Below are 26143 nucleotides of genomic sequence, written 5' to 3' on the forward strand. Positions count from 1 at the left end.
ACATCCGGTACACACCAACAACCAAACACTAATCAAAGCATTCAGTCCAACATAATTCTCATCCACACAACACAGACAAAAATATAAAATCTAGTACATTGGTACACTATTGAGTTCTCAGACAACAATCGCACACTCGATTGGAGCTTTTTAACTTCGCCCCGCTCTTAAGCGGCTTTATTGAACTTACGCTCCCGATTTAACTCTGTCAAATCCCTGCTCGGAAGTTCTTGTTTGTTTCGCTTCGCGTTTACCTTGCGGCAACCTCTCGGCGACATGAATAAAGGTAGTTGATGTTGACTGACTAAGGCAAATCGTCTTTTCACTCCACTCTATTTTCGCATGTAGAGTCGTATTTCGTCGCCTCTGCAATAGATTGCTAGTGCTTTGAAGAATGCACGATGCCCGCGACCATTGCGGTGACGGGCATTGTAAAGAATCTATTTCGTATTAGTGGTAGCAAGCCAGTAGTCCACCGGGACCATCAATGACTTGAATCCGAGTATTGAAGATTGGCGTGAGGACTTCTTCGCGCATGATTTCTTCTGGCGTACCGAAGGCAACGATCTGTCCATCTTTAACCGCGCAGATGTATTCCGCGTAGCGTGCTGCGTAGTTAATATCGTGCAGCACCACGATGATGGTGCGGCCAAGTTGTTCCGCTGCTTCCTTAAGGTGACGCATCATCTCCACGGAGTGCGCGATGTCGAGGTTATTTAGCGGCTCGTCGAGCATGACGTAGTCGGTCTCCTGACACAGGACCATCGCAACATAAGCCCGTTGACGCTGTCCACCAGAGAGCTGATCCAGGTAGCGGTCTTCTAATTCACCCAAGTGAAGGAAGTCGATGTACTTGGTGATGATCTCTTCGTCTTCATCTGTAAGTCGTCCCTGAGAATATGGGAAACGTCCAAATCCCACGAGCTGGCGCACGGTGAGCTTAGTGATGAAGTGGTTTTCCTGACGCAGGATAGAGATAATCTTCGCCAAGTCCTTGGACTTGGACGTCGAAATATCCATGTCCGCAACCTCAATTTGGCCAGAGTCCATGCCGAGCAGACGACCAATCATGGTCAGCAGCGTGGATTTACCTGCACCATTAGGACCAACAAGTGCGGTAATACCGCCAGCGGGGATTTCGAGGTTGACAGGTCCAATTTGGGTTTGTGATGAATACGCCTTTTTGACGTCAGTCAGAGTAATCACAGTCGTCCCTTTCTTAAGATGATATACAGGAACACCGAGCCACCGACGAGTTCAATGATGATTGTAACTACGCCTTGGGCGTAGAAAACATGCCTCATAATGAAGTATGCGCCGGTTAGTACCGTAAAGCCAGTCACTGCGGCCATCGGGAACAAGTAACGGTGGTCATAGGTATCAGCGAATTGATAAGCCAAAGTCGCAACCAAAAAGCCGAGGAAGGTCATCGGACCAACTAGAGCTGTGGTGGTTGCCATCAATATGGACACCAAAACCAAGGTGTAGATCGCATTGAACTTGTGATTGACACCCAGGCTAATTGCGGCATCACGTCCCAAAGACAAGACATTGAGGCGACGAGAGTTGAGATACATCAACACTGTTGCGCCGATAATCAGCGGAATAGCGATTGGGTAATAGTCAGTATCTGCATTAGTTACAGAACCGAAGAGTCGAGCAGTAAGAATGTCGAACTCACTTGGAGTAAGCAGTCGCTGCATAAAGGTGGAGATTGAACCCAATCCACCACCGATAACGATGCCGACGAGCAGCATCGCGTGCATATTTTGCGCACGTCCAGTCAACAGCCAGGAGTAAAGCAGCAGCGAGAGAAAGACCATCAAGATGAGCTGGACGATAAACATCTCCACTGTGCGGGCGTTGTTAAGACCAACGGCACCAAAGAAGAAGATGGTGGAAGTGTGAATCACTCGGTACAACGATTCAAACCCCATAATGGATGGGGTCAGAATGCGGTTGTTGGTCACCGTATGGAAAGCGACGGTGGCGACAGCCTGGCACACAGCAACCAGTCCCATCGCGATAACGCCATCGAGACGGCGGTTAGCGATAAGCCAGTATCCCTTGGATCCGAATTCCATCGGGTTTTCATAGGACAGCAGTCCAAAGGAAAACAGTACTGCCATGACTAACATAGCTATCAGCATGATCCAGTATTTGCGCGCTGCCTTGGCAGATTGGAAGGCGCCGACGTGGCGGGGCTTCCCTGCGTTTGGTGTGTCCACTGTGGATTTGATTTTATTTGCCACGGGTCGACCTCACAATCAATCCGACGAATACGAACGCGCCGACGATGCCCAAAATGACAGACACAGGCATCTCAAATGGCGAAATGATTGTGCGGCCAAGCAAGTCACATACGGTAACGATGGCAATACCTAAGAGCAAGACCCATGGAAGGTTGGAGCGCAGGTCATCGCCACGGAACATGCTGATGATATTCGGCACAATCAGTCCCAAAAATGGCAGTGCACCGACCACGACGGTCACAACACCCGTCGCAATGGAGACCAGCGCAGTGCCCAGAAGCAAGATTTGGTTGTAATTGAGCCCGATGTTGGTCGCGATATCTTCACCCAGGCCAGCTGCGGTGAGCTTGTCCGCAAAAATAAAAACCATAATCACGACAACAAGGACCACCCAGAGTACTTCGTACTGGCCTTTATATACCGAAGTAAAAGAACCCATGAACCAAATTCCCAGCTGCTGCAGCGCATCGTTGGACAACGCGACAAAAGACGAGACCGCACTAACCACGGCACCGAGCATGATGCCGACGATAGGCACGACCATCGAGGAACGCAAAGTAACCCGCCGCAAGAACATGAAGAAAACCATTGTTCCGATGAAGGCGAATACAACGGCGACAATCATCTTCACCAGGACTGAAGACTGTGGGAACAGAATCAGGCAGGTTAATAGCCCTAGGCCCGCCCACTCGGTGGTACCCGTGGTGGTTGGTTCGACGAAACGGTTTTGCGTAAGCAACTGCATAACCAGGCCACAAATAGCCATGGCAGCGCCAGAGAGAACCAGCGCGATGGTGCGAGGGATGCGGGTAATACCGAACATCTCCCAGCCGAATTCGCTGCTCAAGATGCTGTACTCACCGACTGAGAGCGAAACGATCAGCAATAGTGCTACGCCAAGAGACGCGAGCGTGAGCTTCCAATCCCACAGCTTGCCGCGCGAGCGCCGCACCGGCGTCTTTAATTCGGGACTCGATGCTGGCGCATTAGCCGCGTGCGACGAGCTCACTGAATTTTCCATAATTTTTAATTTCTTCCAAACCGAAAACCGGTTGAGGCCCTTGGAACTTTATCCCAAAGGTCAACCGGTATCCATCGATTAGCACATTGCAACTTGATCCAAGCTACAAGAATGCTCCTTAGTTCTGAGCCTCAAAAGCGTCAGCGATGAGGTTGAGAATCTCGGTGTAGGTGACGATGTTTTCGTTGGTGTAGGTATCGGTTGGAGCGATGATGACGTTGTCATCCTGAATTGCGGTGACGTTCTGAAGAGCAGCGCTGTCAGCAATCAGGTCAGATGCTGGAGAGTAGTCTGGCTCATCGGAAGAAACAGCTGCGTCACGGTCCAGAACCAGAAGGAAATCTGGGTTAGACTCTGCGATTGCCTCAACTGAGATGTCATCGCCTTCGTGGTTGGAAGAACCATCTTCGACTTCGAGCGATGGGGTGAAACCAATCAGGTCAAACAGTGGACCCCAGGTACGACCGACAGAAGGTGCGATGTAGTTGATTTCGCCACCGGAGGTGTTAACTGCCATGACGGTCTTTTCTGGGTCGTATGCTTCCTTCGCACGCTCCAGAGCTTCGCTGAAGTCATCGATAGCAGCCTGTGCCTCATCCTCGTGGCCAAAGATCTGGCCCAAGGATTCAGTTAGACGGATAAGTTCTGCATCTAGTGGCTCACCATCACGTGGGGTGAAATCAACCAGAGTTGCGTCTGGGGCCAGCTCCTCGAGATCCTCACCGTGCTGGGAGAAACGCTGGCCATTCCAGATCAGGTCTGGAGCCGCTGCAACAACCTTCTCTAGGTCTGGCTCACGGTGACTACCTAGGTCGAACTCAATGGTGTCTTCGTTGTACTTATCAGACAGGGTATCTGGGATCAGGCCGATTGGAGCTGCTGCGAGTTCAACATCCCAGTCGTGAAGAAGCTCAAAAGCGCGGTTATCGGTGACCACAGGCTTTTCAACTGGCAAGGAAATGGTCTTCTCACCGAAGTTGTCTTCAATAACCAGTTCACCTTCGCCAGCTGCTGCCTCGTCGGTTGAGCCTTCAGATGCAGAGGAGTCAGAAGCGGTGGTTTCTGCAGCAGAATCGGCGGAGTCAGACTCAGAGTTGGAGCAGGACGCCAACACGAGGGATGCAGCTGCGACAGAAGCCACAAGGGCGTGACGAATCTTCATGGTTATAGGTAAACCTTTCTCAGTAAAATATCCACTTTGAGCATCAAGAGAGATAGTAGAAAACACTTAACTTTCTCCAAGCTCTGACAAGGCTAACCTAACTGAGGGAAGGTTTATCTACAAGCCCTATTTTTAAACCCGGGGGTAAGAATATCCGCCAGAAGTTGCACCCCCTAGCGATCCTCAGTCGTTGTAATTAACGAAAGCGCTGGCCACAAGAACTTTCCCGACAAGTGGAACAACACGCAGGCGCGCCGTCCCGTGAGGTAAGACACACCCTATATGTCAAATTTATTTCAGCAAATCCGCCACTGCCACTTGTCCACCCGCGCGCTCGAATTCGGTTTTAGCGGCGTCAAGCAAGGTGGCATCGGCAAGCAAATCTAGCGTCACCTGAGCCAACCCTGCCGCGGAGTCCACTGCTGCTTGCTTGGCTGCGGGCGTATTGGCCCACTCGGCAAAGGCTTCGGTGTGCAGGGCTACATCTTCTGGTGACACCTTAACCATCGGGTGAATACCTGGGATTTGCTGGGAGACATTGCCAAAGTCCGTGGATGCCGCCAGGGTGTCTGGCACCGTACCTTCAGGCAGCGCTACCCTGCCGCGCGGTGATTGAGTGTGCGACCAGCGCGCGGCCATAGCTTGGTTATTGCGTACCGGTAAGGACATGGGGTGCGGGTCCCACTCGATCCCAAACCCGCAACCAGCCATAAGTGCGGCTCCCTCAACAATTTCATTGACACGCTGGGAGATATCCATCAACGTGTCCACACCTAAAGAGCGAACGTATAGCTCGATGGTCGATTCCGCCGGGATAATCGACGGCCGGTGCCCACCCGCAGTGATGATGGCATGCAACCTATCGCTGGGCGGCATCTGCTGACGGAAAAGACCTAGGCCCTGGTACGCCAAAGATGCCGCGTCGAGAGCGTTTTTGCCCATATAGGGTTGAGAGCTGGCATGCGCTGCTACCCCATGAAAACGCACCGTGGCGGAACGACGCCCCACCCACGCGTGTGAAGCGATGTCATAGCCAAAGCCGTGGATCATTACCGCGGCATCGATGCCTTCCAAGCTGCCGCCGCGGATCATGTACTCCTTGCCGGTATGGCCTTCTTCAGCAGGTGTGCCCTGTAAAACAATCCTGCCCTCAATACCTTCCGCGGCCTGCGAAGAAAGCACCTTCGCCGCTGCCAGGTATGCACCCACGCCAGATGCGGCAATTATATTGTGTCCGCAGGCATGACCAATTTCTGGCAGCGCATCATATTCCGCCATAATCACGATGCTCGGATCCTTGTCAGCATCAAAGCCCGGGGTTTGCACCGAAGATTCGAAGGCTGTGCTGACACCGTACACGCCAAGTTCAACATGGTGCCCATGGTCTTTTAGCACTTTGGCGAGCACTTGTTGCGAGCGCACTTCCTCAAAGGCTAGCTCCGGGTGCGCGTGCAGATCCTCAACGATGAAATCGAGGTCTCTCTGGATTCTCGCGATATGGCTATCTACTGCCGCCCACAGCTCTTGCTGCTGTGGGTAGGCATCTAGGCGCAGCTCCCGCTCTCCTTGTGCTTTCTGCGCAGCCGTAACCCTTGCTTCAATCAAATCCGACGTGGCGTCCAAGAAGGCAGTCGAGGGCACTTGCGGGTGCCGCAGACCCGGATTATCTAAATGACCAGAATTTTCAGTACACATGTTAGCTACCGATCATAACGCCATTTCCAGGGCCAAGAGGCAGGTCAACGAAGTACCACACCCCTAACAGTACCGCCCACGCTACCCAGAATGGGATAACAAAAGGAATCAGACGCGCCATCAAAGTACCAATTCCGGCGCGCGGTTCATAGCGTTGCAAGAGACCTAACATCACAATCAGGTAGGGATTCAGCGGGGTAATAATCTGCGTTGCGGAGTCACCCACGCGGAAAGCTGCCTGAATGAAGGCTGGCTCGTAGCCTAGCAAGGCGAACATCGGAACGAATACAGACGCCATCAGAGTCCACATAGAAGAACCGGAAATAATCAGCAGGTTCAGCAGCGATGCTAGGACACAGAACGCCAGGATCGCTGGGAAGCCGGTAAGACCGATTTGCTCCAGGAATGCTGCGCCCTTCACCGCACTGTAGGTACCAATGCCGGTCCAGGAGAACAGCGCGATGAACTGGCCCAAGATAAATGCCAGCACCAAAAATCCCATCATGGAAGCCAAAGACTGACCCATCATATCCACAACGTCTTTCATGCCCCGGATGGTTTTGACCACGTAGCCGTAGACCAGGCCCATGACGATGAAGTACGCGAAGATAATAAAGACGATGGAACTTAGTAGCGGCGAGGATGGTAAGAAGCCGCCTTCTTCATTGCGCCATGGGGATCCTGGCACCAAGACGGCTGCCAGAATGATCGCAGTCAAAATAACGATGGAAATAACCGACCACACCAGGCCGCGGGATTCTTCGGCAGATAGCTCAGCGGAGAGTTCGTTGCCCTCGGCATCGCGGTCGCCGCGTTCCTTGGCCTCTTCTGGGTCAATATCCTCTTCAGTCGGGACATCCTGGCGCCACATGCGCGGCTCCAGCACCTTATCGATGAGCCAACCGGCAATCAGACCCAGCACAATCGAAGACGCAATATTGAAGAAGTAGTTGGACACTGCCGTGACTTCCTGGAAGTCAAAGTCCGGCAAAGTTTCCATCACCGCGGTAGATATACCGGCAAACAAAGCATCCAACGAGGTTGGCACCAACGCCGTGGAATAGCCCGCACCAACTGCGGCGAAACCACCCAACAGACCTGCTACCGGGTGACGGTTCGCTGCTTTAAAGACCATCGCTGCCAGCGGCGGGATGACCACGAAGGCGGCGTCGCCCATAACAGAGCCAGTAACGCCGATAACACCGACGGCATAAGGCAAAACAGCCGGGCGTGCTGAGCCAAAGAGCTTGCGAATCAGCGCTGAGAGCATGCCAGAACGTTCGGCGATACCCACACCCAACAGAATGGGTAGCACGGTGACCAGCGGCGGGAAGCCGAGGTAGTTCTCGCCCATCGTGGTGGTCAGCCACGTCATTCCTTCGCCCGTAAACAGGCCGTGAATCTCTTGCACTTCATCGCTTCCTGGCACCTGGAAGGTGATGTTTTGCCACGCAAAGATGGTGGACAAGATACCTGTTAGCAGGAATAACCCAAGGAAGATAGTAAATGGTTCGGGCAGCTTATTGCCTAGGTATTCAATACCGTTTAAGAATTCATCCAGCCACTTGGTACCAGTCGACTGGTTGTCTTGGTACGGGTCTTGCCCGCTTGTCGATGTCTTAACGGACGAACCTGACTCCCCTGCATTCCCAGTTCCTGCTGCGTTCTTCGGATCGTCATGGGGTGCATGCTTTTTATCATCGGCCATGGCGCTCTCCTTAAGCCAGTTAAACGTCACATATTTTGCAACACCATAACCAGCCAAACTAATGAGACTCAAACCACGCCGCAACCGATATGTGGGGCGCGGTACCAATTTGTTACCAATGCTCTCCCCCGCAGCTAGCCCCTATTAGTGCATGAAAACCCCTATTAACGACGATATTTAGCTAATTTTGTGAAAAATCAGCTGCTTATCGCGTTTGCCCCCGATTTATTCACCCCGTGAAACAGGCCCTAGTCAGCTCTCCAACCATTCTTTCAGCACTACCGCGTGGTTAATATCGTGGTCTTTGGCCGCGTACATCAGCGAGACATCACCGTCATCAACCATCTTCTGCAACGTGGCTAAGTCTTCATTGCCGCTGGAATCTGCCTCTGTCAGCTCCGCATTATAGCGCTTGGAAAATTCTTTGAATTTCTCTTCATCATGGTCGAACCACTTGCGCAGATCCGGCGACGGCGCCACTTCTTTGAGCCAATGACCCGGCAGGTCTTCTTTCTTCACGCCACGTGGCCACAGCCTATCCACTAGGACCTTCTTGCCAGGGGCCGTCTCTTTCCCAGAGACATAATCATGGACTTTGACCGTCTTAATCATTTTAAGCAGCACCCTTCTTCGAAAATCGCCGAATCGAAACCTACATATCCAAGACTACGCCGCTGGGCCTATCTGACATGACGGAACAATGAATGTACAACCAATCAATATTCGTCCATCCCGTGGCTCGGAGGAATTCCCACTTCTCGTAGATATTTGGCGCAGTGCGGTTCTAGCAACCCATGACTTCCTTCCAGAAGCCGACCGAGCAGCTATCGAATCCAAGCTAGCCAGTGATTACTTCCCTGCTGTAACCCTCACCGTCGCAGAATTAAACGGACATCCGGTCGGCTTTTCTGGCGTGCTCGAAGGCAATCTCGAGATGCTCTTTATTGACAACAACTACCGTGGCGCCGGAATCGGAACAATGCTTCTCAACCACGCCATCTCAGACCTTGCCGTAACTAAGGTCGATGTCAACGAGCAAAATACCCAAGCGGCAGAATTTTATCTCCGCCGGGGTTTCCAAGTGGCAAGCCGCAGCGAAACCGACGAAGCTGGCCGCCCCTACCCACTGCTGCATCTCAAGCTCTAAAAGATAACCCAAAACACAGAGGTCAAGACATAAAATGCCGGGACTCCACTAATAACGCTACTACCTGCACCGTATCTTTCACTAAACGGTCGTGAGGGACTAATGAGGGACAGGCTTTCGCTGCCTAAACCTGCCCGAGTGCGGTCTATTGCTATGAAGCATCACGGGAAACTTCAATGAACTTTAATGGCTCATTTTTCTTGGACCATTCCTCAAAATAGTCAAACGCGTCATTCGCTACTTTGCCAGCATCCACTCCGTACATTGTTGGGTACTCGGACAGAGAATCTACTGCTTTGTCCCGCTTTGTACCTCGCAATGCCCACCCCAAAGCCCAGTTGTATATCTCTGCGTGTTCTTGCTCTTCGTTCTCAGGCAGACCGAGAGCCTGAGCAGCTTTCTGGCTCTTATGCTCTCTGGCGTATAACGAGGCTTCCTTTTGATCAACGAACTTTTGGAGTTGATCAATCTGAAACTTTTTCAGGTTCAATTCCCATTCAAATTTAATCTTCTTGAACTCAGAGATTACTGCAGTTAATAGCGGCGTCAACACGGAGCCTGCGATGATAATCGCTACTAAATATAAAACTATCCGCACTACTTGATAACCAATGTTCCTAGTCGAATCATCGAGTGCTCCAGTCCAATAATCCAAAAGATAGAGAAAGGCAATCAGGAGAAAGAGAATGACATACCTGCGATAAGCATTTCTATACTGCGACCGTAGCCAATCATTTTCGGCAAAGTCCAGTAATGATTTCTGTACATGCGCGTTGAAAGCTCTATACCCCTCGGATTCTGGGTTCATCTGCCGGAGTATCTTAATCTCTTTATCGATCTCTTCTCGCCTATCTCTCTCGGTCATACTCACCAAGATTGGAGCAAGCAAGGTCGCTATTCCGGTAATAATCGCCACGACAACGCTGGTGTTCATTAACCCTTAAACTTTCTTCCCAATGCAATCTTGAATAATCGACATATTTAGCCAGTCTATTCAGGGAAGAAGGCTTCCAGTACTTGAGCCGTAAAACGCCGAAATGACCCCACCGCAAGGTGAAGGTCATTTCGGTTAGTTTGTCTTCAGAGGAATCGAGGGTCGCTCGATGCTTCACTGTCCACGTTTCGTCTAGTAGATGTTCGGGAGACTTTGGCCCCCACTCGGTAAGTGTACGTTCAAGGTCATTTATGTACCGCGCTGCCTCACGTACTATTAGACAGGTTTGATGGTCGTCAACACGGTCCACATTGGTCATATCCACTGAGCCCCGAAGATATTATCTAAATTCACGCAGTTTCTGAATAGGATATTTCTCGAATCGTCATAAGAGTAAATCGATCTTCGCTCCGGCACTGACCTAGCCAATCTAGAAAGTTTTCAATGTCAGTAATGTTTGAGTCCCCGCTCTACCCGACAGTTTCCGGATGAAACGACACGATGGTGCCGCAGCCAGAACGCACAGCAAGGAAACAATTTCGCGTCAAGATATTTACCCCAGTTGGAGAATCTATCCAATCCCGAGAAATTCCCAGCGACGAGCTATCAGAAAGCAACCGGACGCGAAGTTACGCCGCACCGTCTTTCGGTCAGAAAGCTGCTCTGCGAAGCCGTGCGAATAGACGCTTTCGACTGTGCCCTTCATTAGGCAAATGATGTAGCACACTTTCGCGTTCAATCGCGTGCAAGAGCTAACTGTTTAGTCTAATCTTCTTCTGAATAGCAGGTTCTAGTCAGAAGGTATCCCTATGCCAAACCCCTACGCCTCATCACCTGACCCCAAGAAAAAGAACCTCATCAAGAAGATTCTTGCTTGGGTCCTCATTGTCCTCAGCCTCCTTTTCCTTTTCGCCATGACTGGCTTCTTATCCAAGGTCTTCGGATTTATCACGTTCGCCTTGCCCGGCGCGTGGATTCTGCTTCATGCACGCCGTGAGTCCGCCGGCGCGGAGCTGATGAAGCGGCATTGGGGAATCATTGGTACCATCGCGGCTGCTTCTTTCGTGGCCACGGTGGCCACCAGTCCAGCGACTGAGAATGCGGATGATGAGCCGGAGCAAGCGGCCGTGGCCACGACGGTTGAAACTACAACCAGCGAGACTTCTACGACCGGGCCGACATCGAGTGCTACAAGCACGACCGCAACAACAACAACCAGCGCCGCGTCGACATCCACGGTTGAACCGACGCCGACTCGCGAGCCGGAGCCAACGACGGAAGCACCAGCAGCGGTGGCCGTGGAGCAAGACGAGGAAGAAGATGATCGGCCGGTGGGATTTACAGGAGGTCCAGCAGATTCAACCCCAGCCCCAATGAATAAGACCATCGAGTCATGCGGTGACCTCTTGATTCATGAAACTGGAACGACCTTCTTCACCGATGGCACTTCTGGCTGGACTGAGCAGTGCTCGAACGAGATGAGTGCAGCGCGTCAAGCGAGCGTTCCGGAGGTAGTTGAACAAGCACCAGCCGCGCCCGCAGTTCCATCGCGCGGGGCAACCTGTGCCCAAGTCGGTCACAAGACATACATCGGCGACGGCGTATATGCACCGAACCAGGACGGTGACGGCGACGGCGTCGGATGTGAATCCTACCCAGGATAAAAGAAATGACCTGCTCCGATATGGAGTAGGTCATTAAAGAAGTAGTTCAGATACCAGTCAATATGAATCTAAAAAATGGCCTCTTCCAAATGGAAAGGCCATATTTTTGCCTTTCTGGGAATGGTCGTTCCGGACAATTCCAGTGTTACAAACTGTGTGATATTATCACTCTTTGTAATATTATTACCGAGAATTTAACCCCTCGGTAATGCTTCGCTTCTACTCCAACCGAAGGGTTAAACATGTTGCAGGCAGTTCTTGAAGAACTCATTCCTCATTTTGAAGATTTCCAAACTGCGAGTCTGGCAGGCTGTGAAAAGCTTGTCCAACTACCTTATGATGATCTGCAGTTCAAATACCGTCGACTTCAACGCGAAGCGATGCTCAATGCATTCTTCACTCAGTTGCCCTCGAAACTCGGAAGCTTCGAACGGCGCGAAGATTCCTACCGAGCAAATCGACTGGTCTATTACTCCGCTGAGCATAACGCCGAGCTCATCTTCCGCCGAAAAGGCTCAGTCTCCTTCATGGCTGCGCAGAAGCGACGAGAGCTAGATGCACAAATCCCGCTTTTCCAGATTGCAGGCGAGCCTCACGACAGCAATCCCCCCGGCAAATCGCACTTATCTGGGAGTTCCCAGAGCTCGATGAAGATCATGAACCTACAGGCCCTATCATGCTAGTACTTAGACTCGCCAAAATAGGTGCAAAGGTCGACCACCGTCAATGGGAATCTACTGCAGTACTCGATGCAGAAACAGAGTTTATGCCCAAGACCACTACATTCGATCCGAATGTCTCCGAATGGGACATTGACGACGAAGAAGACGACACTCAAGCGGAAGGAAAATAACAATGATTGCAGCGAACCAGCGACTCCACAGCCTGCGTCTGCTTAACGGCATGGGACAAGCGGAGTTTGCTGCAATCCTCGGAGTAGGGCAGTCTCAGCTTTCCCAAATCGAAAGAGGAACAAGGTCGCTTACATACCAGCACCAATTGGCTGCAAGAATGTATTTCAAGCTTCCTGCTGATTACTTTGAGAAAGAGCCTGTTCAATACTCTCCTGCGCAATTGAACTTCCGTCGGAAAAAGCTTAGTGCCAAGGCCGCAGACATGGCTACTCAGACCTTTGGCCTGATCGAAGAGAACTTTAAGGACCAGGAAAACAAGACCACCACTCTTGAACTTAAAAATACCCCGGCACAGCGAAGTCTCGCTGAAATCGAGGTAATCGCCGCTGAGACTCGTTCACTTATCGGAATCAAGCCTGATACCGCTGTCCGGAATGTCACACGCTGTATGAATCACATTGGCATAGTGGTCACGGAACTTGCCAACCCACTTCTTCCAGCCGGGAAGATAGATGGCATCTCGTCCCCGATAAGTACGCAATCCGCTTTCGTCACCACACTTTCCCGAGATGTCCCGGGAGACCGCTACCGGTTCTCAGCAGCACATGAGCTTGGACACATTATTTTGCATACCAACGACACAACCAAGTCGACGGAAATCAAGGAGAAAGAGGCAGACGACTTCGCCTCTGCTTTCCTGCTTCCCAAGCGCGCATTGTTAGACGAACTAAGCCCGACGCTCACGCTCAATGGATACGGTCGCCTTAAAGCCAACTGGGCTGTATCCATGCAATCGATTATTCGACGGGCACTGGACTTAGATGTCATTAACGAGGACCGATATCGGTCCCTCTACATCCAGCTAAGTTCACGAGGGTGGCGTAAAAAAGAACCAGTGGAAGTACCTCTCGAAAACCTGATCACACCGCCTCCTTATCTTGGCATCTCACCCGCCAAAATGAGCAATTCCGACGTCATCGCCGGACCTAACGAAATCGCCGGCGTCACTCAACTATTCCCATAAGCCATTAGGAATCTGCAGCTAGCTCCTGCTCTAACTGTTCCGAATCCGAGCCCTTAGCAGCGTGCTTGGCATCCAGGTCTGCAACACCATCGGGGACCTTGAAGGTATCATTGACGGCCGCGAGGACGGAAGCCTTCTTCTCCTCGGTGGCGCGCATGTAGACCTCGGTGATGGTGCGGGTGTCACGTTGTCCAAGAATTTCTCCGATGGCCGGAATAGGCATCGATGCTTCAGCCAAAGTCGTGATGATGAAGTTTCGTCCATAGTGCGGGGTCAGTGGCATGTTCTCGTACCCGGCGCGCTTCTTGGCGCGATTAAGGATGGAGCGGTAGGAAGCGTCCAGAACGATAGCGCCGGTTGCGGTTGTGAAGAGCATAGCGTCTGGTTTGCCGCCGACGAAGTGCTCGAGGTGGTAGCGCACGTCGCTGTGGAAGGCTGGGAAGATTTCAACGTCTCGGTATCCGGCATCGGTCTTTACAGTGTCTTTGCGAACCATTCCGTCTTTTGTGCGGTAGCAGTTTCCGCGGACTCGGGCGATAATGAGATCTCCAAGGTCGACGATGTCCATTCGGCGTAATGCTAGGGATTCGCTGATGCGTAGCCCATGGAAGAACGTCAAGATTGCATTGAGCTTGTGTGTTCCGTCGACGCGCGGGACGCTGTGGTCTAGCTGTGCAACGATTTCTTGGAGGACGTTTACGGGTGGAAGTTCTTTGTGCTTTCGCTTTGGTTTCTTCTTCGCTGCTTTAATTCGGGCTGCTGGATTTTCAGGAATCATGTCGCGGTCAACAGCTGCTTCGAGTGCGGTATGTAAGCGTTTGTAGGTATTAAGGACAGAAGTTGGTTTAAAGCGCGCGGCGATATCGTCGTACCAGGCTGAGACCTGGCGGCGAGTGAGTTGGGTCAGGGGGATGTCGCGCAGGCGCGCGGCCTTCCCATCGACCTCCAAGATTCTAATTCGAACGTCCTTGTTGTAGTCCAGCAAGGTCGATGGTTCGAGGGCATTGGCTCCGGTTTTGCGCATCTCGAGCCACTCCTCCATCCAATCGCCAACGGTGCGACCGCGGTCTTCGCGGGATTGAGCGCGCGATTTCGGCGGTGTCCATTCGTCATACTCGATGAGCTTTTGCTCGGAGCGAAGCCAGGCGCTCGCGTCTCCGGTATCAAAGAAAGTTTGTGGGGCACGGTGACGGAGGCCGTCAGGACCACTGTAGTTAGCGCGGTATTTTCCAGACTTAAGAAGCTCGACATTTCCGAATTGGCGGCGGCGGTTTTCATGGGACTCGGGTTCAACTCTGCAGGCTTGAACCCGGGCTTTGAGGGAAAAATGAGGGACACGTGGGCACTATCGTGGACTCTATCGTGCAAAAAGTGGTTGATCTTTCCGGTTAGCTCGGATCCAAAACAAATTAAGAACACCCAGCTCAAAGCATGAAAATGCCGCTTACCTCGATTAGAGGTAAGCGGCATTTGTGGAGCTGCCGGGATCTGAACCTCCTACCTTCATAACCCCAGGTAGACCACTATTGTGCAAAACTCAAACCCAGAGCATTCCCGTAACTTTCCCGTAACGCTCTACATTATTCCACCATCGAGCACGTCGGGCTGGCTAATTTCCCCCTGCTTCATATCCAACGCAATCAATCTACCAGCTATCCGCTCGATACCAACCTCTGCACCATTATTGACCGCGCCCTGACCCCGGTTTGGGCGACGTCATTCTTGGCAGTTGTAAGCCACAGATACAAAGGTGAATCAATCTCTCGGGTTAAAGCAACCAAACCCCTTTGCATGTCTTAGGCTATAGCCATTGTCTTTATCGAAAGGTGCTGGTTGTGTCTACGTTGGCTCAAATATCACGCGGTGATGTAGTTCGAGAGCTTCACAGTTTCATTGATGTGTGGTCAAGCCGCATTGAGACGTGGAAAGACAATAACCAAGGCCATACTGAAAGCACAGCTGCACAGCAGTTTTGGGGGCATTTACTACGGTGCTTTGGTGTTATCCCTGAGCGTATTGACCTGTTCGAGCGTGACGCGATTCGTGCCACCACCGGTAACACCGGTTATATCGATCTATTTTGGTCATCGGTCGTACTAGGTGAAGCTAAGTCACTGGGTAAAGACTTAGTAAAGGCAGAATCACAGGCGTTGGATTATCTAGCTGGTGGTTCTATCGCTTCACATGAGTGGCCTAAGTTCGTTATAACAACCAACTTTGAAACAATCCGACTGACCAAACTTGGTGATGAAGGTTGGACAGAACAATTTGGGCTTGAAGAATTAGCTGACCATGTCGATCAATTCATGTTCTTAGCAGGACGTGAAGAAGTCACCAAGATAGAAGAAACCCAAGCATCTATCGCAGCATCTCGGCTCATGGCAGAACTATTTACAGCCATGACAAACACAGACGTTGACGAATCAGTCGGTGATGAAGCACCCACCAACCCAGAAGATGAAGACTGGCAAGTTCAAAAAAGCTCAGTATTTCTCACCCGCGTTTTGTTCCTACTCTACGGTGATGATGCTGGCCTATGGGAAAATGACCTGTTCTACCGGTTCATTCTCAACGACACCAACGATGAGAATCTTGGCAGCCAACTAGCCGGACTATTCCAAGTGCTGAACACACCAGAGAATCGTCGTCAACGAGTCCCCGACTCTATGGCACGTTTTCCCTATGTCAATGGCAGCTTATTCGACGAGTACTGGCCACAAGAGTTCTTCGATCACGATATGCGACAAGCATTGCTCAACGCCTGTCGCTTCAATTGGACACGCATTAGCCCAGCTATCTTTGGCTCAATGTTCCAGCTGGTCAAATCCAAAGAAGCGCGCCGGGCAGACGGTGAGCATTACACCAGCGAAACAAACATTCTCAAAGTCATTGAGCCACTGTTTCTGGATGACTTGAGGAAAGAAGCCAACCGGCTGATCGGTAACCGGTCAACAACGGTTAAGGCATTGCGTGCGTTCCGTGATTCTTTGGCTGAGATGGCGTTTTGTGACCCTGCTTGTGGTTGTGGCAACTTTCTTGTCGTGGCCTATCGCGAGCTGAGAAAGATTGAAACTGACATCATCGTTGCTATTCGCCAACGTGAAGGCCTTGGAGATTTCTCGCTCGACACCTCATGGGAGCAAAAGCTGAGCATTGGCCAATTCTATGGTTTCGAGCTGAACTGGTGGCCTGCAAAAATTGCAGAAACAGCCATGTTCCTAGTTGACCACCAAGCTAACCGCGAACTGGCATTGCGCATTGGTAACGCACCAGAACGCCTACCAATTAAAATCACTGCTCATATTCGCCACGGCAATGCCTTAAGGATTGCGTGGGATGTGGAGATTAAGCGAGTCAAAGGCGCTACCTACATCTTTGGTAATCCACCGTTTATTGGTCAGTACACCAAGACTAACGAACAGACCGAGGACATGAAGCATGTGTGGGGAGACGATTACGACGGCTACCTAGATTATGTGACTGGTTGGCACGCCAAGAGCAAGGACTTGCTAAGCGATAGACCAGGTGAATTTGCGTTCGTAACGACGAACTCTATTGCCCAAGGCCAACCTGTTCCAGCACTGTTTGAGCCACTGTTTAACGCTGGTTGGGTGATTAAATTTGCTCACCGTACGTTTGCTTGGGACTCAGAAGCACCAGGCAAGGCCGCTGTTCACTGTGTGATTATTGGCTTTACCAGGGACTTAGACATAAAGCCTAGGCTGTGGAATTATCCCCGTGTTAACGGTGCGCCAGTGGAAGAGCCGGTAACCCGGCGCGTCAACGCTTATCTAGTCGATGGCGCTAACGTACTGGTCAAGAAGCGTCTAAAGCCGCTAGCTGATGTTTCAACAGCAGTAAGAGGTACGCAACCAACAGATGGTGGTCATCTTATTGTTGAAAAAGAAGATTATGAGCGAGTTGCTAGTGATCCGATTGCAGCCAAATACCTACGCCCATTTATGGGGGCTAGGGAGTTGCTGCACGGCCTAAAGCGGTGGTGCCTGTGGATGGGAGATGATGACTTTGATCCAGCTGACATCAATCGTTCCCCCGTATTAAAAGAGCGAGTAGAAGCGTGCCGCGATTTCCGCGAACGAAGCGGAATTAAGTCCCCCAAAGGAGACGCATACAAACTACGCCATATTCCCCATCTGTTTCGCCCGAACGAGCAACGCCCGCTAGTTCCTTATCTATGCATTCCTAGTCTGGTTAGCGAAACGAGACGATATTTTACAGCTGAACTACTTCAACCTGAGGTAATTTGTTCCAATCTGGTGTTTCAGACAACAGATCCAGAAGGCTTGCAGTTCGCTCTTATATCTTCGTCCATGTTCATAACGTGGCAACGCACTGTCGGCGGAAGGATGAAGTCGGATCTTCGTTTTGCAAGCACACTGACATGGCACACATTCCCTGTTCCTGAGCTATCAGAGCAAGACCAGGCCGCGATCATCAACGGCGGCAAGGCTGTACTTGAAGCGCGTGCCAAGTTCCCTAATCGTTCCCTTGCTGACCATTACCAGCCTTTGGCTATGGATCCTGACTTGCTCAAGGCTCACGACAAGCTAGATCGTGCTGTTGATAAGGCTTTTGGAGCACCAAGGAAACTCACGAACGAGAAACAACGACAAGAATTGCTATTTCAAAACTATGTGAGACTGACACAGCAATAACATCCCGCCCAAGCAAAGACCAGGATCTGAACCTTCTACCGGTTCAGCACCAGGTAGAAGGCTATTATCTGTACCTCAAACTCAGATCGTCCCTGTGGCTTTCCGGTAGCGCCCTACATTGCCCCGCTATCGAGCGCGCCGGGCTGGCCATCTGCGACCTCCCTCATCGCCACCGCAATCAACTTATCCACCGCCCCATCAATATCAACATCCACACCATTATTCACAGCTACCTGTTGAGGCGCATCCAACCCCAACAGACGGGCACGCCGATCCATAATCTTTATGACCCTATCCATCGCGCTTAAATCACCATCTATCGCCCTCTCCCACACGGCGTGCTGCAAAGCATCCAACCGCGCTGCCTCAAGGTCTCGTAGCTGCTGTGCGTATTCTTTGGTGACCTCTGCGAGCGAATCCGTGACATAGCCGTGAACCGTGCTCAAACTCTTCCCCATACGCTCAGCTATTTCCGCGTAGGTCATTCCCTCCAGGCGCAACTGTAGTGCCTCTTTCTTACGGTGTTGTAGCTCCAACGCCTTACCTGTGTGCCTCATGACTTTCTTGCCTTTCTCCCCGTAATTTTCGGGGGTCTTAGTTTCAACGAAACAGCTTTGGGTTATTCGTCCATCGGGTAGCTGTCAGGGCGTTGCGCATCGAGTTTCATAAGCTCTTCCACGTCAGCCCAGCCGCGCCCCGAAAACACGAAAATCAGGCCGTTAAAGATTTCCCCATTCTTCGGTGCAAGGTCATGCGCTGGTGGCAGATATACGGCTAGATAGCCGCCCTTTTGTCGCCTTATCTCACCACCTGCATCATGGATCGCTGTGGCGACACGTTGACGGTATGCCGCGTGTTCCCGGTTGCGCTGTGCATCACGGGCTTGTGCATCTATTGCTTCATCTACGGTGTTCCAGTCAACCCCTATACCGCCCCCTGTCCATCCCTGTAGGCCGTTAGGGCGTTTCTTAATCGAGTACCCGGCATCTTGTGCGCTACGGGCGTTGGCCTCTTCTGCCCGGCCTATTAAGGCTCTTTCGGTGGCTTCTTTTTCGAGGCGGGCTTGTTCCTTAGCTAGGTATTCTTTTTCGCCATCTTCCACGAACTTTTTATAAGCCAGGTATGAACGCACCATCCCCAGGCGGGCTTCTTCTTCGGTGGCAACACTTTTTAGGTTTGGTCGCATGCCGTAGACGTATGGCCCATATTTTGAGTCTTGTGACTCTTTCGCCCAGATGTACCCGGCTTCTTGTGCTTCACGTTCCGATTCGAGGTTGAACGGTTTACCTTTCTTAAACAACATGGGTTGTCCTTTCGATGATGTTGTTGTCATGTGGCGATTACGCGGGCTTCTACTGTGTGCCTGCTGGCTTCAAGCCCGGCGCGCTGTGTGTGTCGTGGGAGTGGCGATCACCTCTATCCAATTCGTTGGTATTTGCCCGCTGGCTCTTCCTTAGCGAGTCCACGATGAACTAGGCCATCAAGTACAGGGGTTAAATCATCCACCCCAAAATCAGCGAGTTGAGCTTGGGGGAAACAGCCTCTTAGGGTTCGTACGTTCATCGGATAACTACAAAGCGCGCTCAAGATGGCTTGTTCTGTATCGCTTAACCCAGCTGGGTCAGTTGTGCCATCAATGTTTGCACGCGTGCCACCCGTGACCTGACTAGCTTTATCGGGCACATCCCGGGCAACATCCTCGTTCGTGGGATGTGGGATGTTGACCTGTTTGGGATGTTGTTTTTGTGCGCTGACCTGCGAACATCCTACATCCCGACTCCCACGTGCACGGGACATGGCTTCGGGATGTTGTTTCTCTAAAGTCCACACCCAACCGTTGCCCCGTTTCTCTGTGCGCACGCCCCATTTCTTTCGGGTGTTCTGAACTGTTTTCCAGGCAAGCCCCGCTGCCATGATTTGCTTTCGCACATCGTTGGCCGGGGCTGAACCTCCCTGCGAGATGAGGAAGTCAACAACAATCATTTCCGCCTCACTTCGGTCATCATCGTCATCATGCGATACCAACAGATCCGACGCAGATCGGTTCGTCTCATTGCCCCACACAATGCGACCAACCTCTGTTGCTTTGCCGTCATCTGTCGGTATGGTCACAGACTCAATGCGGGCTTCACGCGATACCTGTTTGGGCGCTAGGTTTCCTTTGGTGTTCGTGACAACTATGGTGCCTTCATCATCGACTGCTACCGATAGGACTGAACGGGCTATTTGGCTCCAGGCGATAGAACCTAAAATGAGTTTGCCGGGGTCTGTTGATTCGCGTTTGCCGAAGTGCACTAGGCCGATGACCACGATGTCTAGGTCATCACAAAGGGATGCCAGTGGTTCTAGAAACTGTCTCACGTCATCATCGCGGTAACCGTCAAGGCTGGAGTGCATGGCAGATTTAGCGGCATCGAGGATGACTAGCTTTACATCGTTCGTCTTAAGGGCATCAGCAAGTAGATGAATATCTCCGGGTAGGCTTAACGCTCCTGTGCGTCCTGCATCCGTGGTGACGTTAAGTAGTAAAGCTCTGTTGGGGTCTGCGCCTGCTGCCACCAGGCGGGGCTTCACTGTGATGGATAGTGAATCTTCGGTAGCAACATAGGCAACATTGATTGGTTTACCGGTTAGCCCACCTGTTGTTGCTTGCGCTGCAATGTTTGAGGCAATGGTTGATTTTCCTAGCCCCTCCCGCCCGGCCAATAGGGTGATCGAACGGTGCGGTACCCAGTTGGGAATCAGCCAGTCCAAGTGCTCAGATTTAATCTGGGACGCGGGGACAAGGTCTATCCGCCTCTTAAGTGCAAGCTCTGTTGTTGGGGGCTGTGGCGCGCTTGTAGCGGGGTTCATCGGTGTGTTGTCGATAGGTTCGCTCATACGTGCTCACCTGCCTGTCGCTCCACCCCAGCCCGGCGCGCTAACGCCTGTAAATGTTGGGTGCGGCCGATGGCCACCAAGATGTGGTCGTGCGAATCTTGAGACGCCACAATCAGCTCCCGCCCGGCGGTGTCGAGGGCACGGCGTAAACGCTCTACCCGTAGGTCTTGTGCAAGCCGATGCACCGTAGGCGGAATAGGGGCTGGGTCGCCTGTAGCCGTGATGGAAAGCAGGAACGCATCGAGCGGGTCATTAAGACACCCTGTTGCCTTTAAAGCGTTTCTAATGACGCCCGCATGTATCTCATAATCGTCGTAGCCCTGTACATCGAGGTCGTGAGCCACCCTAAGAATCTCCCGGTAGATTATGCGGGCGTGCTCATTGAAAAAATCTTGCTCTTCCAGGCCGCTTGCCACATCGAGTATCAAGCGCGCCGGGCACCATATGAGTGCCTTTAATAGGGCGTTTTCGGTGGTATTGAATGTGGTAAACTTTTGTTCAGAATCACACCAATTCTTTGAGGCCTCTGCATCCAGACGTGCGGGGGTCTTTTCTTTTGCGGTGGTCATTATTTCACCGCCCACGAATCGGTCGCCGTGAACATTGCTTCAAGGTCGGACTGCTTGTAGCGAATAAGCCGACCGGAACGGTACGCTCTTAGTTCCCCGTTAGCTACGCGCCTGCGTAGTGTTCGTGCGCTTACGTTTGAAAACTCTACTGCCTCAGCGGTCGTTAAGAATGACTCTCTTTTAGCCATTTTGACTTTCCTTACATACTTTCAGGCATCACAAGATGCCCAGCATGTGAAGGCTGGAGAAACACAACCACGAACAGTATTTACCGTAAGTAGGGGCGGCTAAAGTTCCGCCCATTCACGTATTACTACGCTGCCACAAACGATACATCTAAAGTCGCATATTGGCCACCTTTGGGGACTCTTAGCCTTTCCCGTAGTTTCCGTGGATAGCTTGTTTCACCAAACCAAAAGGCACTTTCTGCAGACGTCCGATAAGGCGAAACTTATGAAGTATCTCCCCTAACTGCACGCCACCAACCCATGCCGATTTATCCCCTGCGTTAAACTTCACTTGCATTGCTCGGCTGTAAGGGTCACGGCGTACCTCAGCTAAGTCATGACGGTGTACATCTCCCCGGTTCGCCAATTGCTTAGATAGCTTCAACGGATCATGGTTGACTTCCCTGTGATAGTCCTCTCCCCAATTGTCAGGGTCACCGAATATCGACTGAGGCATCTTCCCCTTTGCATCGCCCCATTTACGGCCTTGATCAATCCTCAAAGGACGCGTGCCCACCACAAACGGATTAGCGGGCTTCTTCTTCCGTGGAACAGCCAGATACGCATCATGTAATTCCCCGGACTTCTCCAGCAGGAAAAACGTAGCCATGCTGTGAGCATGCCTACTCATGTCGTGGGTTATCCGTATCCATCGGAATACCGTAGGGGCTGCGCCCTCTTCATCCCATCCAAGGCCAGCGAGGTCAATAACACCTTCCCCATCCAACGCGTGCATGTCCCACACACGTATAAGTGCTTCTTGCTGCTGCCTGTGGTCTAGCTCTTCCCATATGGTGCCTTCTGCCTCCAAGACGGCACGAACATCGACCTCAGGTAAGTCATCGAAGTTTTTCACCATCGCCTACACCTTCCCCAACGAATCATTGACTTTATCCATTAACGAGGTTGTGCGCCCCGCCCTAACTTTCATATACACCTCTAAAATCGTGTCCATATCCGATTGCCCTAAAAGGTGCCCAATCTCTTTAAGATGCGCCCCTTGTTCTGCCAGCCGCGTGATCAACCAGTTGCGCCCCGTATGAGGGTTAATATCAGGATGCACGCCGACGGCCTTCTTCACGCGGCTTAAAACACTTCTATACGACGTGTCCATGAGGATTGTTCCGCTTGATGTCTTGGTAAACAGCTCTACTTCTTTCGCCCCGTCAGCGGTGCGCACAGGGGTCGTTTTACCGTCAACAAACTTTTCTAGGTGGTCGAGGAAGTACGGCACGTCTTTGCGCATTATCGGCACGTCCCTATAACCTGCATCGGTCTTAGGGGGTTGAATTAACATGTATGTCTTTTCACCGTCAGGGGACAACCTGCCTGCATCCTGTTCAATCGTCACAGTGACGTTAGGCGTATCCCTCCCTGGCACATGCTTCACATGAACATGCCTCACCTCCAGGGCGATGGCCTCACCGATGCGCAGACCGTGGTGGAAAATAAGCGAGGTAAAGGCTTTATACCTGTCATTCATACCGTCGAGAATCTTTTCTATTTCTTCATCGCTAGGCAAGTACTTTTCCTTAGCTTTGCCCCGTTCCCCGGCCTTTTTAACATCTACAGGGTTTACGGTGACCATCTCACGGCGCACCGCTTCGATATACGCAGCTTTCAACCGTTTATAGGCCTGTTGGTTTGTGGTTGCAGACTTGTAATTGCGCTGTACTGCATCCCACCACCGGTACACATCATTCTTAGAAACGTCGGTTAAACGCATCGAGGCCAGACGGGTTAAATCATCATCCATGTCTCCCGGCGCGCTAGGCTGCGTAATTCTCCACCTAGTCACATTGCGGTAGTTCTGCATCGTGGTCGGCTTCAACGGGCTAGCGCCTACCTCCAGCAGGTCGTGGAATTGGTCTAGCCACTGTGCGACTGTTAGCGAATCAGCCTTTTCTTTCTCAGCCCGACGTGCCGGTGGTGTCCTTGTCTCCAAGTCCATGAGACGGCGCTCTGCTGCAAGCCAACCATCTGCGTCCGTTCTATTGGGGAATGAGTGCCCCGGGGTATGTTGCGCACCATCGGGGCCGGTGTATTCCGCATAGAATCGTTTGCCCTTTTTGCGGACGGTTCCAAAATCGCGCCGGGTTCGTCTTTTAGCTGCCATGGTGTCGCTCTTCTGAGTTAAGGAGAATTGCTGGGAACCTTCCCGTAACTTTCCCGTAGTGACTACACTTCACGGCAATCTGTGGCCGCTCATGGCATAATACTATCATGTCCACTACCTGCATAGATATAGCAAAACCCCCGGTCAATCACGACCAGGGGCTTTACCATTTGTGGAGTTGCCGGGACTTGAACCCGGGTCCTCCGTCATCTTGCCAGGGCTTCTCCGTGCGCAGTTCGCGCAGGATCTCTGCTCGGCTCTCCGGCTCGGACGAACACGTTCCGGATGATGAGCCCAGTCGCCAGTAGAAGTCCCGTCTGGTCCTGTCGACCCAGCCAGACGGCAAGTTCCCTAGTCGATGCCAGGTTCTAGGTCAGGAACAAAACCTAGGCTGACAGACACGCGTCGCTGTAATTAGGCAGCGAGGGCGTAGTCACGCTGAGAGTTCTTCTCTGCGTTTATTGGTTGCTACGACGCTTAACGGTGGTCTCTAGCCTTCACCGGCACGCTTCCCCTGGCTCAATGAGCGAAGTCGAAACCAAATCAACCCCATTGCTGTAGGCGGGATGTGCATCTTCCTACAGTCGTTACAACACTACAGCAGGACGGTTCATTCCCACAAGCTTGCGGCGCAAGCGAAGCTCTCGCCAGCAAACCTGTTTCCGACTTTCCTCGGCGAAGCAATTAGGCGTTGATGCCCTTGATACGCCGGCCAAGCTCACGCGTGATGTCCCGGTCCTGGTCGCGGCGCTTGATGTCCTCGCGCTTGTCGTAGTCTTGTTTACCTTGGGCAAGACCCAACTCTAACTTTGCATAACCGTTGCGCAGGTAAACCTTCAGCGGAATCAGGGTCTTATTGCCATCACGGACTTGGCCCATGATTTTGTCGATTTCACGGCGGTGCAACAACAGCTTCCGGGTGCGCTTAGGCGAATGGTTCGTCCACGAGCCCATGGAGTACTCCGGAATATGCAGATTGCGCAGGAAAACCTCACCGTTATCTACGGTTGCAAAAGCATCGGTTAGAGAAATCTTGCCTTCACGTAGTGATTTAATTTCCGTGCCCAGCAAGACAATGCCACACTCGAATTCCTCGAGAATTTTATAGTCATGGCGGGCACGCCGGTTGGTCGCCAACGTTTGAGTACCGTCAGCGCCTACCGCATTCTTTTTCTTCTTGCCCTTTTTAGCCATAACAAATAACCCTACCTGCACTAAGGGCTGCTATTCAAGAAAAGAACGGACAACATAATGCTTGTCCGTTCTTTCGTGTTTTGGGCGCTGGCGACTAGCAGTGCGAAGCCAGCCGCACTATTTGCGCACGTAGGCTCGCAAAGTAATCGAGGCCGTAAACGCCGCAGCCAAAATAGCGGCAATGCCAACTAGTGGCCACGAGACCCAAATATCAGAGGTTCGAATCGGCGCCAGCAGCTGGGATTGGTACAGAGATGCAAGCGAAGAATCCACGATCGTGGACTTCGCGGCAAAGACGCCAAGTCCGGCAAGAACCACACCGATAAATGATGCCACCACCGCTTCCAATACGAATGGTGCCTGGGTGATCCAGCGAGAAGCGCCCACCATGCGCATGATGCCAATTTCCGTGGAACGGTTATAGGCGGCGATCTGCACCATGTTCGCAATCAAGAAGATGGCAGCAACCGCTTGCACAAATGCCAGCAAGAAGGTGGCATTTCGGATCGAGTTGAGGTTATCCGTTGCCGAACGCACTTCCTCTACTTGGTCAACGATGGTATCCACCTGCGGTAGGTCACGCACTGCATCAATCGGCGCGGTATCGGTCGGGTTAACTAGTCGCACATGCAGCGCAGCTGGCAATGCATCAGGGGAAGTTTCTTCTACCAGCACTGGGTCAGTGTCTTGGAAGACTTCGACAAAGCGCTGATAAGAGTCCTCACGGGAGCGATAAGTTACTGTCTCTACCCCGTCATCAGCTTCCAGCAGCTCTTTAACTTCAACACACGCAGCGGAAGAACAGTCCTGGTCAGTGTTGGAAATTTCTTCATCCAGCTGAATCATCACCTCGACGCGCTCGAGATAAATCTCTTGGGTTTCGCGCGCCATATTCGACACCAAAACACCGGCTACCACCAGCGCGACTGAAATCGCGGTGGTAATCACCAGCGCGATGGTCATGGTCAGGTTGCGGCCCAGGCCTTTGAAAGCTTCACGGAGAACAAATTTAATCTGCAT

The 26143-nt window shown here is 51.9% G+C and carries 24 protein-coding genes, 1 other RNA gene and 1 pseudogene; 6 read left to right on the forward strand and 20 right to left on the reverse strand.

All coding sequences use genetic code 11. The annotated features are described in order from the left end of the window. Positions 1–450: 450 nt before the first annotated feature. The 7 genes from CSTAT_RS09495 to CSTAT_RS09525 form a co-directional block, all read right to left on the reverse strand. Positions 451–1206, reverse strand: a complete 756-nt coding sequence (locus CSTAT_RS09495) for an iron ABC transporter ATP-binding protein (protein WP_075723229.1) — start codon at positions 1204–1206, stop codon at positions 451–453. Continuing rightward, entirely contained in the window at positions 1203–2252 is a 1050-nt protein-coding gene (locus tag CSTAT_RS09500; RefSeq protein ID WP_075723231.1) for an iron chelate uptake ABC transporter family permease subunit, read from the reverse strand. Before CSTAT_RS09500 ends, CSTAT_RS09495 begins: the two co-directional genes overlap by 4 nt. Next, positions 2242–3273, reverse strand: coding sequence for an ABC transporter permease (locus CSTAT_RS09505; RefSeq protein ID WP_066795522.1), 1032 nt, complete (start codon positions 3271–3273; stop codon positions 2242–2244). The genes CSTAT_RS09500 and CSTAT_RS09505 overlap by 11 nt, the downstream gene beginning before the upstream one ends. A gap of 118 nt (positions 3274–3391) precedes the next feature. Next, positions 3392–4435 (reverse strand): siderophore ABC transporter substrate-binding protein, encoded by a 1044-nt coding sequence (locus CSTAT_RS09510; protein WP_075723233.1) that lies wholly within the window; start codon positions 4433–4435, stop codon positions 3392–3394. Between the two features lie 291 nt (positions 4436–4726). After that, positions 4727–6130, reverse strand: a complete 1404-nt coding sequence (locus CSTAT_RS09515; RefSeq protein WP_075723234.1) for a M20 family metallopeptidase — start codon at positions 6128–6130, stop codon at positions 4727–4729. A 1-nt stretch (position 6131) separates the two neighbouring features. Beyond that, complete coding sequence (locus tag CSTAT_RS09520) at positions 6132–7838, reverse strand: AbgT family transporter (RefSeq protein WP_075723235.1); 1707 nt, start codon at positions 7836–7838, stop codon at positions 6132–6134. Between the two features lie 252 nt (positions 7839–8090). Next, entirely contained in the window at positions 8091–8450 is a 360-nt protein-coding gene (locus CSTAT_RS09525) for a DUF488 domain-containing protein (RefSeq protein ID WP_075723236.1), read from the reverse strand. Positions 8451–8538: 88 nt separating this feature from the next. Between CSTAT_RS09525 and CSTAT_RS09530 the strand changes: the two genes are divergently transcribed. Then, a complete protein-coding gene (locus tag CSTAT_RS09530; protein ID WP_075723237.1) occupies positions 8539–8985 on the forward strand; it encodes an acetyltransferase in 447 nt (148 codons plus the stop codon). A gap of 151 nt (positions 8986–9136) precedes the next feature. Here the strand turns inward: CSTAT_RS09530 and CSTAT_RS09535 are convergent, their stop codons facing one another. Next, positions 9137–9919: a type II secretion system protein gene (locus CSTAT_RS09535; protein ID WP_075723238.1), complete on the reverse strand. Its 783-nt coding sequence runs from the start codon at positions 9917–9919 to the stop codon at positions 9137–9139. Positions 9920–10728: 809 nt separating this feature from the next. Here CSTAT_RS09535 and CSTAT_RS09540 point away from each other — a divergent pair. From CSTAT_RS09540 to CSTAT_RS09550, 4 genes are all read left to right on the forward strand, one after another. Continuing rightward, the gene (locus CSTAT_RS09540; RefSeq protein WP_075723240.1) at positions 10729–11583 is read left to right on the forward strand and encodes an excalibur calcium-binding domain-containing protein; all 855 of its coding nucleotides are present in this window, start codon (positions 10729–10731) and stop codon (positions 11581–11583) included. 242 nt (positions 11584–11825) lie between these two features. Next, the gene (locus tag CSTAT_RS09545) at positions 11826–12266 is read left to right on the forward strand and encodes a hypothetical protein (RefSeq protein ID WP_075723242.1); all 441 of its coding nucleotides are present in this window, start codon (positions 11826–11828) and stop codon (positions 12264–12266) included. Continuing rightward, on the forward strand, positions 12260–12436 hold the full coding sequence (locus tag CSTAT_RS13505) for a hypothetical protein (RefSeq protein WP_156845116.1): 177 nt from the start codon (positions 12260–12262) through the stop codon (positions 12434–12436). Before CSTAT_RS09545 ends, CSTAT_RS13505 begins: the two co-directional genes overlap by 7 nt. Before the next feature lie 2 nt (positions 12437–12438). After that, positions 12439–13461 (forward strand): helix-turn-helix domain-containing protein, encoded by a 1023-nt coding sequence (locus CSTAT_RS09550; protein WP_075723244.1) that lies wholly within the window; start codon positions 12439–12441, stop codon positions 13459–13461. Positions 13462–13465: 4 nt separating this feature from the next. On the opposite strand, the gene CSTAT_RS09555 is transcribed toward CSTAT_RS09550, so the two are convergent. Continuing rightward, the gene (locus tag CSTAT_RS09555; protein ID WP_473206065.1) at positions 13466–14503 is read right to left on the reverse strand and encodes a tyrosine-type recombinase/integrase; all 1038 of its coding nucleotides are present in this window, start codon (positions 14501–14503) and stop codon (positions 13466–13468) included. Positions 14504–14587: 84 nt separating this feature from the next. After that, a pseudogene (locus CSTAT_RS14025) lies at positions 14588–14710 on the reverse strand (tyrosine-type recombinase/integrase); the annotation flags it as partial. Positions 14711–15296: 586 nt separating this feature from the next. Here CSTAT_RS14025 and CSTAT_RS09565 point away from each other — a divergent pair. Further along, a complete protein-coding gene (locus tag CSTAT_RS09565) occupies positions 15297–18137 on the forward strand; it encodes a DNA methyltransferase (protein ID WP_336469887.1) in 2841 nt (946 codons plus the stop codon). 113 nt (positions 18138–18250) lie between these two features. Here CSTAT_RS09565 and CSTAT_RS09570 read toward each other — a convergent pair whose 3' ends face one another. The 10 genes from CSTAT_RS09570 to ftsX all read right to left on the reverse strand — a co-directional run bounded on the left by CSTAT_RS09570 (position 18251) and on the right by ftsX (position 26143). Then, complete coding sequence (locus tag CSTAT_RS09570) at positions 18251–18694, reverse strand: sigma factor-like helix-turn-helix DNA-binding protein (RefSeq protein ID WP_075723248.1); 444 nt, start codon at positions 18692–18694, stop codon at positions 18251–18253. Positions 18695–18756: 62 nt separating this feature from the next. Continuing rightward, positions 18757–19470, reverse strand: coding sequence for a hypothetical protein (locus CSTAT_RS09575; RefSeq protein WP_156845117.1), 714 nt, complete (start codon positions 19468–19470; stop codon positions 18757–18759). A gap of 83 nt (positions 19471–19553) precedes the next feature. Continuing rightward, positions 19554–21017, reverse strand: coding sequence for an AAA family ATPase (locus CSTAT_RS09580; protein ID WP_075723252.1), 1464 nt, complete (start codon positions 21015–21017; stop codon positions 19554–19556). Next, positions 21014–21586, reverse strand: coding sequence for a hypothetical protein (locus CSTAT_RS09585; protein WP_075723254.1), 573 nt, complete (start codon positions 21584–21586; stop codon positions 21014–21016). Before CSTAT_RS09585 ends, CSTAT_RS09580 begins: the two co-directional genes overlap by 4 nt. After that, positions 21586–21774: a helix-turn-helix domain-containing protein gene (locus CSTAT_RS13995; RefSeq protein ID WP_075723255.1), complete on the reverse strand. Its 189-nt coding sequence runs from the start codon at positions 21772–21774 to the stop codon at positions 21586–21588. Before CSTAT_RS13995 ends, CSTAT_RS09585 begins: the two co-directional genes overlap by 1 nt. Before the next feature lie 181 nt (positions 21775–21955). Further along, on the reverse strand, positions 21956–22672 hold the full coding sequence (locus CSTAT_RS09595; protein WP_075723256.1) for a hypothetical protein: 717 nt from the start codon (positions 22670–22672) through the stop codon (positions 21956–21958). 3 nt (positions 22673–22675) lie between these two features. After that, on the reverse strand, positions 22676–23929 hold the full coding sequence (locus tag CSTAT_RS09600) for a tyrosine-type recombinase/integrase (RefSeq protein ID WP_075723257.1): 1254 nt from the start codon (positions 23927–23929) through the stop codon (positions 22676–22678). 170 nt (positions 23930–24099) lie between these two features. Next, positions 24100–24480: a transfer-messenger RNA gene (ssrA, locus tag CSTAT_RS09605) on the reverse strand. Positions 24481–24613: 133 nt separating this feature from the next. Next, positions 24614–25123, reverse strand: a complete 510-nt coding sequence (gene smpB, locus CSTAT_RS09610) for an SsrA-binding protein SmpB (protein WP_025387946.1) — start codon at positions 25121–25123, stop codon at positions 24614–24616. 117 nt (positions 25124–25240) lie between these two features. Further along, the gene (gene ftsX, locus CSTAT_RS09615) at positions 25241–26143 is read right to left on the reverse strand and encodes a permease-like cell division protein FtsX (protein WP_075723259.1); all 903 of its coding nucleotides are present in this window, start codon (positions 26141–26143) and stop codon (positions 25241–25243) included.

It is taken from the genome of Corynebacterium stationis (assembly GCF_001941345.1).
GTDB lineage: Bacteria > Actinomycetota > Actinomycetes > Mycobacteriales > Mycobacteriaceae > Corynebacterium > Corynebacterium stationis.

Excerpts from the sequence above, each read along its gene's own strand:
- CSTAT_RS09505 (WP_066795522.1), bottom strand. The coding sequence starts at position 3,273 with ATGGAAAATTCAGTGAGCTCGTCGCACGCGGCTAATGCGCCAGCATCG.
- CSTAT_RS09510 (WP_075723233.1), bottom strand. The coding sequence starts at position 4,435 with ATGAAGATTCGTCACGCCCTTGTGGCTTCTGTCGCAGCTGCATCCCTC.
- CSTAT_RS09515 (WP_075723234.1), bottom strand. The coding sequence starts at position 6,130 with ATGTGTACTGAAAATTCTGGTCATTTAGATAATCCGGGTCTGCGGCAC.
- CSTAT_RS09520 (WP_075723235.1), bottom strand. The coding sequence starts at position 7,838 with ATGGCCGATGATAAAAAGCATGCACCCCATGACGATCCGAAGAACGCA.
- CSTAT_RS09525 (WP_075723236.1), bottom strand. The coding sequence starts at position 8,450 with ATGATTAAGACGGTCAAAGTCCATGATTATGTCTCTGGGAAAGAGACG.
- CSTAT_RS09530 (WP_075723237.1), top strand. The coding sequence starts at position 8,539 with ATGAATGTACAACCAATCAATATTCGTCCATCCCGTGGCTCGGAGGAA.
- CSTAT_RS09535 (WP_075723238.1), bottom strand. The coding sequence starts at position 9,919 with ATGAACACCAGCGTTGTCGTGGCGATTATTACCGGAATAGCGACCTTG.
- CSTAT_RS09540 (WP_075723240.1), top strand. The coding sequence starts at position 10,729 with ATGCCAAACCCCTACGCCTCATCACCTGACCCCAAGAAAAAGAACCTC.
- CSTAT_RS09545 (WP_075723242.1), top strand. The coding sequence starts at position 11,826 with ATGTTGCAGGCAGTTCTTGAAGAACTCATTCCTCATTTTGAAGATTTC.
- CSTAT_RS13505 (WP_156845116.1), top strand. The coding sequence starts at position 12,260 with ATGCTAGTACTTAGACTCGCCAAAATAGGTGCAAAGGTCGACCACCGT.
- CSTAT_RS09550 (WP_075723244.1), top strand. The coding sequence starts at position 12,439 with ATGATTGCAGCGAACCAGCGACTCCACAGCCTGCGTCTGCTTAACGGC.
- CSTAT_RS09555 (WP_473206065.1), bottom strand. The coding sequence starts at position 14,503 with ATGGAGGAGTGGCTCGAGATGCGCAAAACCGGAGCCAATGCCCTCGAA.
- CSTAT_RS09570 (WP_075723248.1), bottom strand. The coding sequence starts at position 18,694 with ATGAGGCACACAGGTAAGGCGTTGGAGCTACAACACCGTAAGAAAGAG.
- CSTAT_RS09575 (WP_156845117.1), bottom strand. The coding sequence starts at position 19,470 with ATGACAACAACATCATCGAAAGGACAACCCATGTTGTTTAAGAAAGGT.
- CSTAT_RS09580 (WP_075723252.1), bottom strand. The coding sequence starts at position 21,017 with ATGAGCGAACCTATCGACAACACACCGATGAACCCCGCTACAAGCGCG.
- CSTAT_RS09585 (WP_075723254.1), bottom strand. The coding sequence starts at position 21,586 with ATGACCACCGCAAAAGAAAAGACCCCCGCACGTCTGGATGCAGAGGCC.
- CSTAT_RS13995 (WP_075723255.1), bottom strand. The coding sequence starts at position 21,774 with ATGGCTAAAAGAGAGTCATTCTTAACGACCGCTGAGGCAGTAGAGTTT.
- CSTAT_RS09595 (WP_075723256.1), bottom strand. The coding sequence starts at position 22,672 with ATGGTGAAAAACTTCGATGACTTACCTGAGGTCGATGTTCGTGCCGTC.
- CSTAT_RS09600 (WP_075723257.1), bottom strand. The coding sequence starts at position 23,929 with ATGGCAGCTAAAAGACGAACCCGGCGCGATTTTGGAACCGTCCGCAAA.
- smpB (WP_025387946.1), bottom strand. The coding sequence starts at position 25,123 with ATGGCTAAAAAGGGCAAGAAGAAAAAGAATGCGGTAGGCGCTGACGGT.
- ftsX (WP_075723259.1), bottom strand. The coding sequence starts at position 26,143 with ATGCAGATTAAATTTGTTCTCCGTGAAGCTTTCAAAGGCCTGGGCCGC.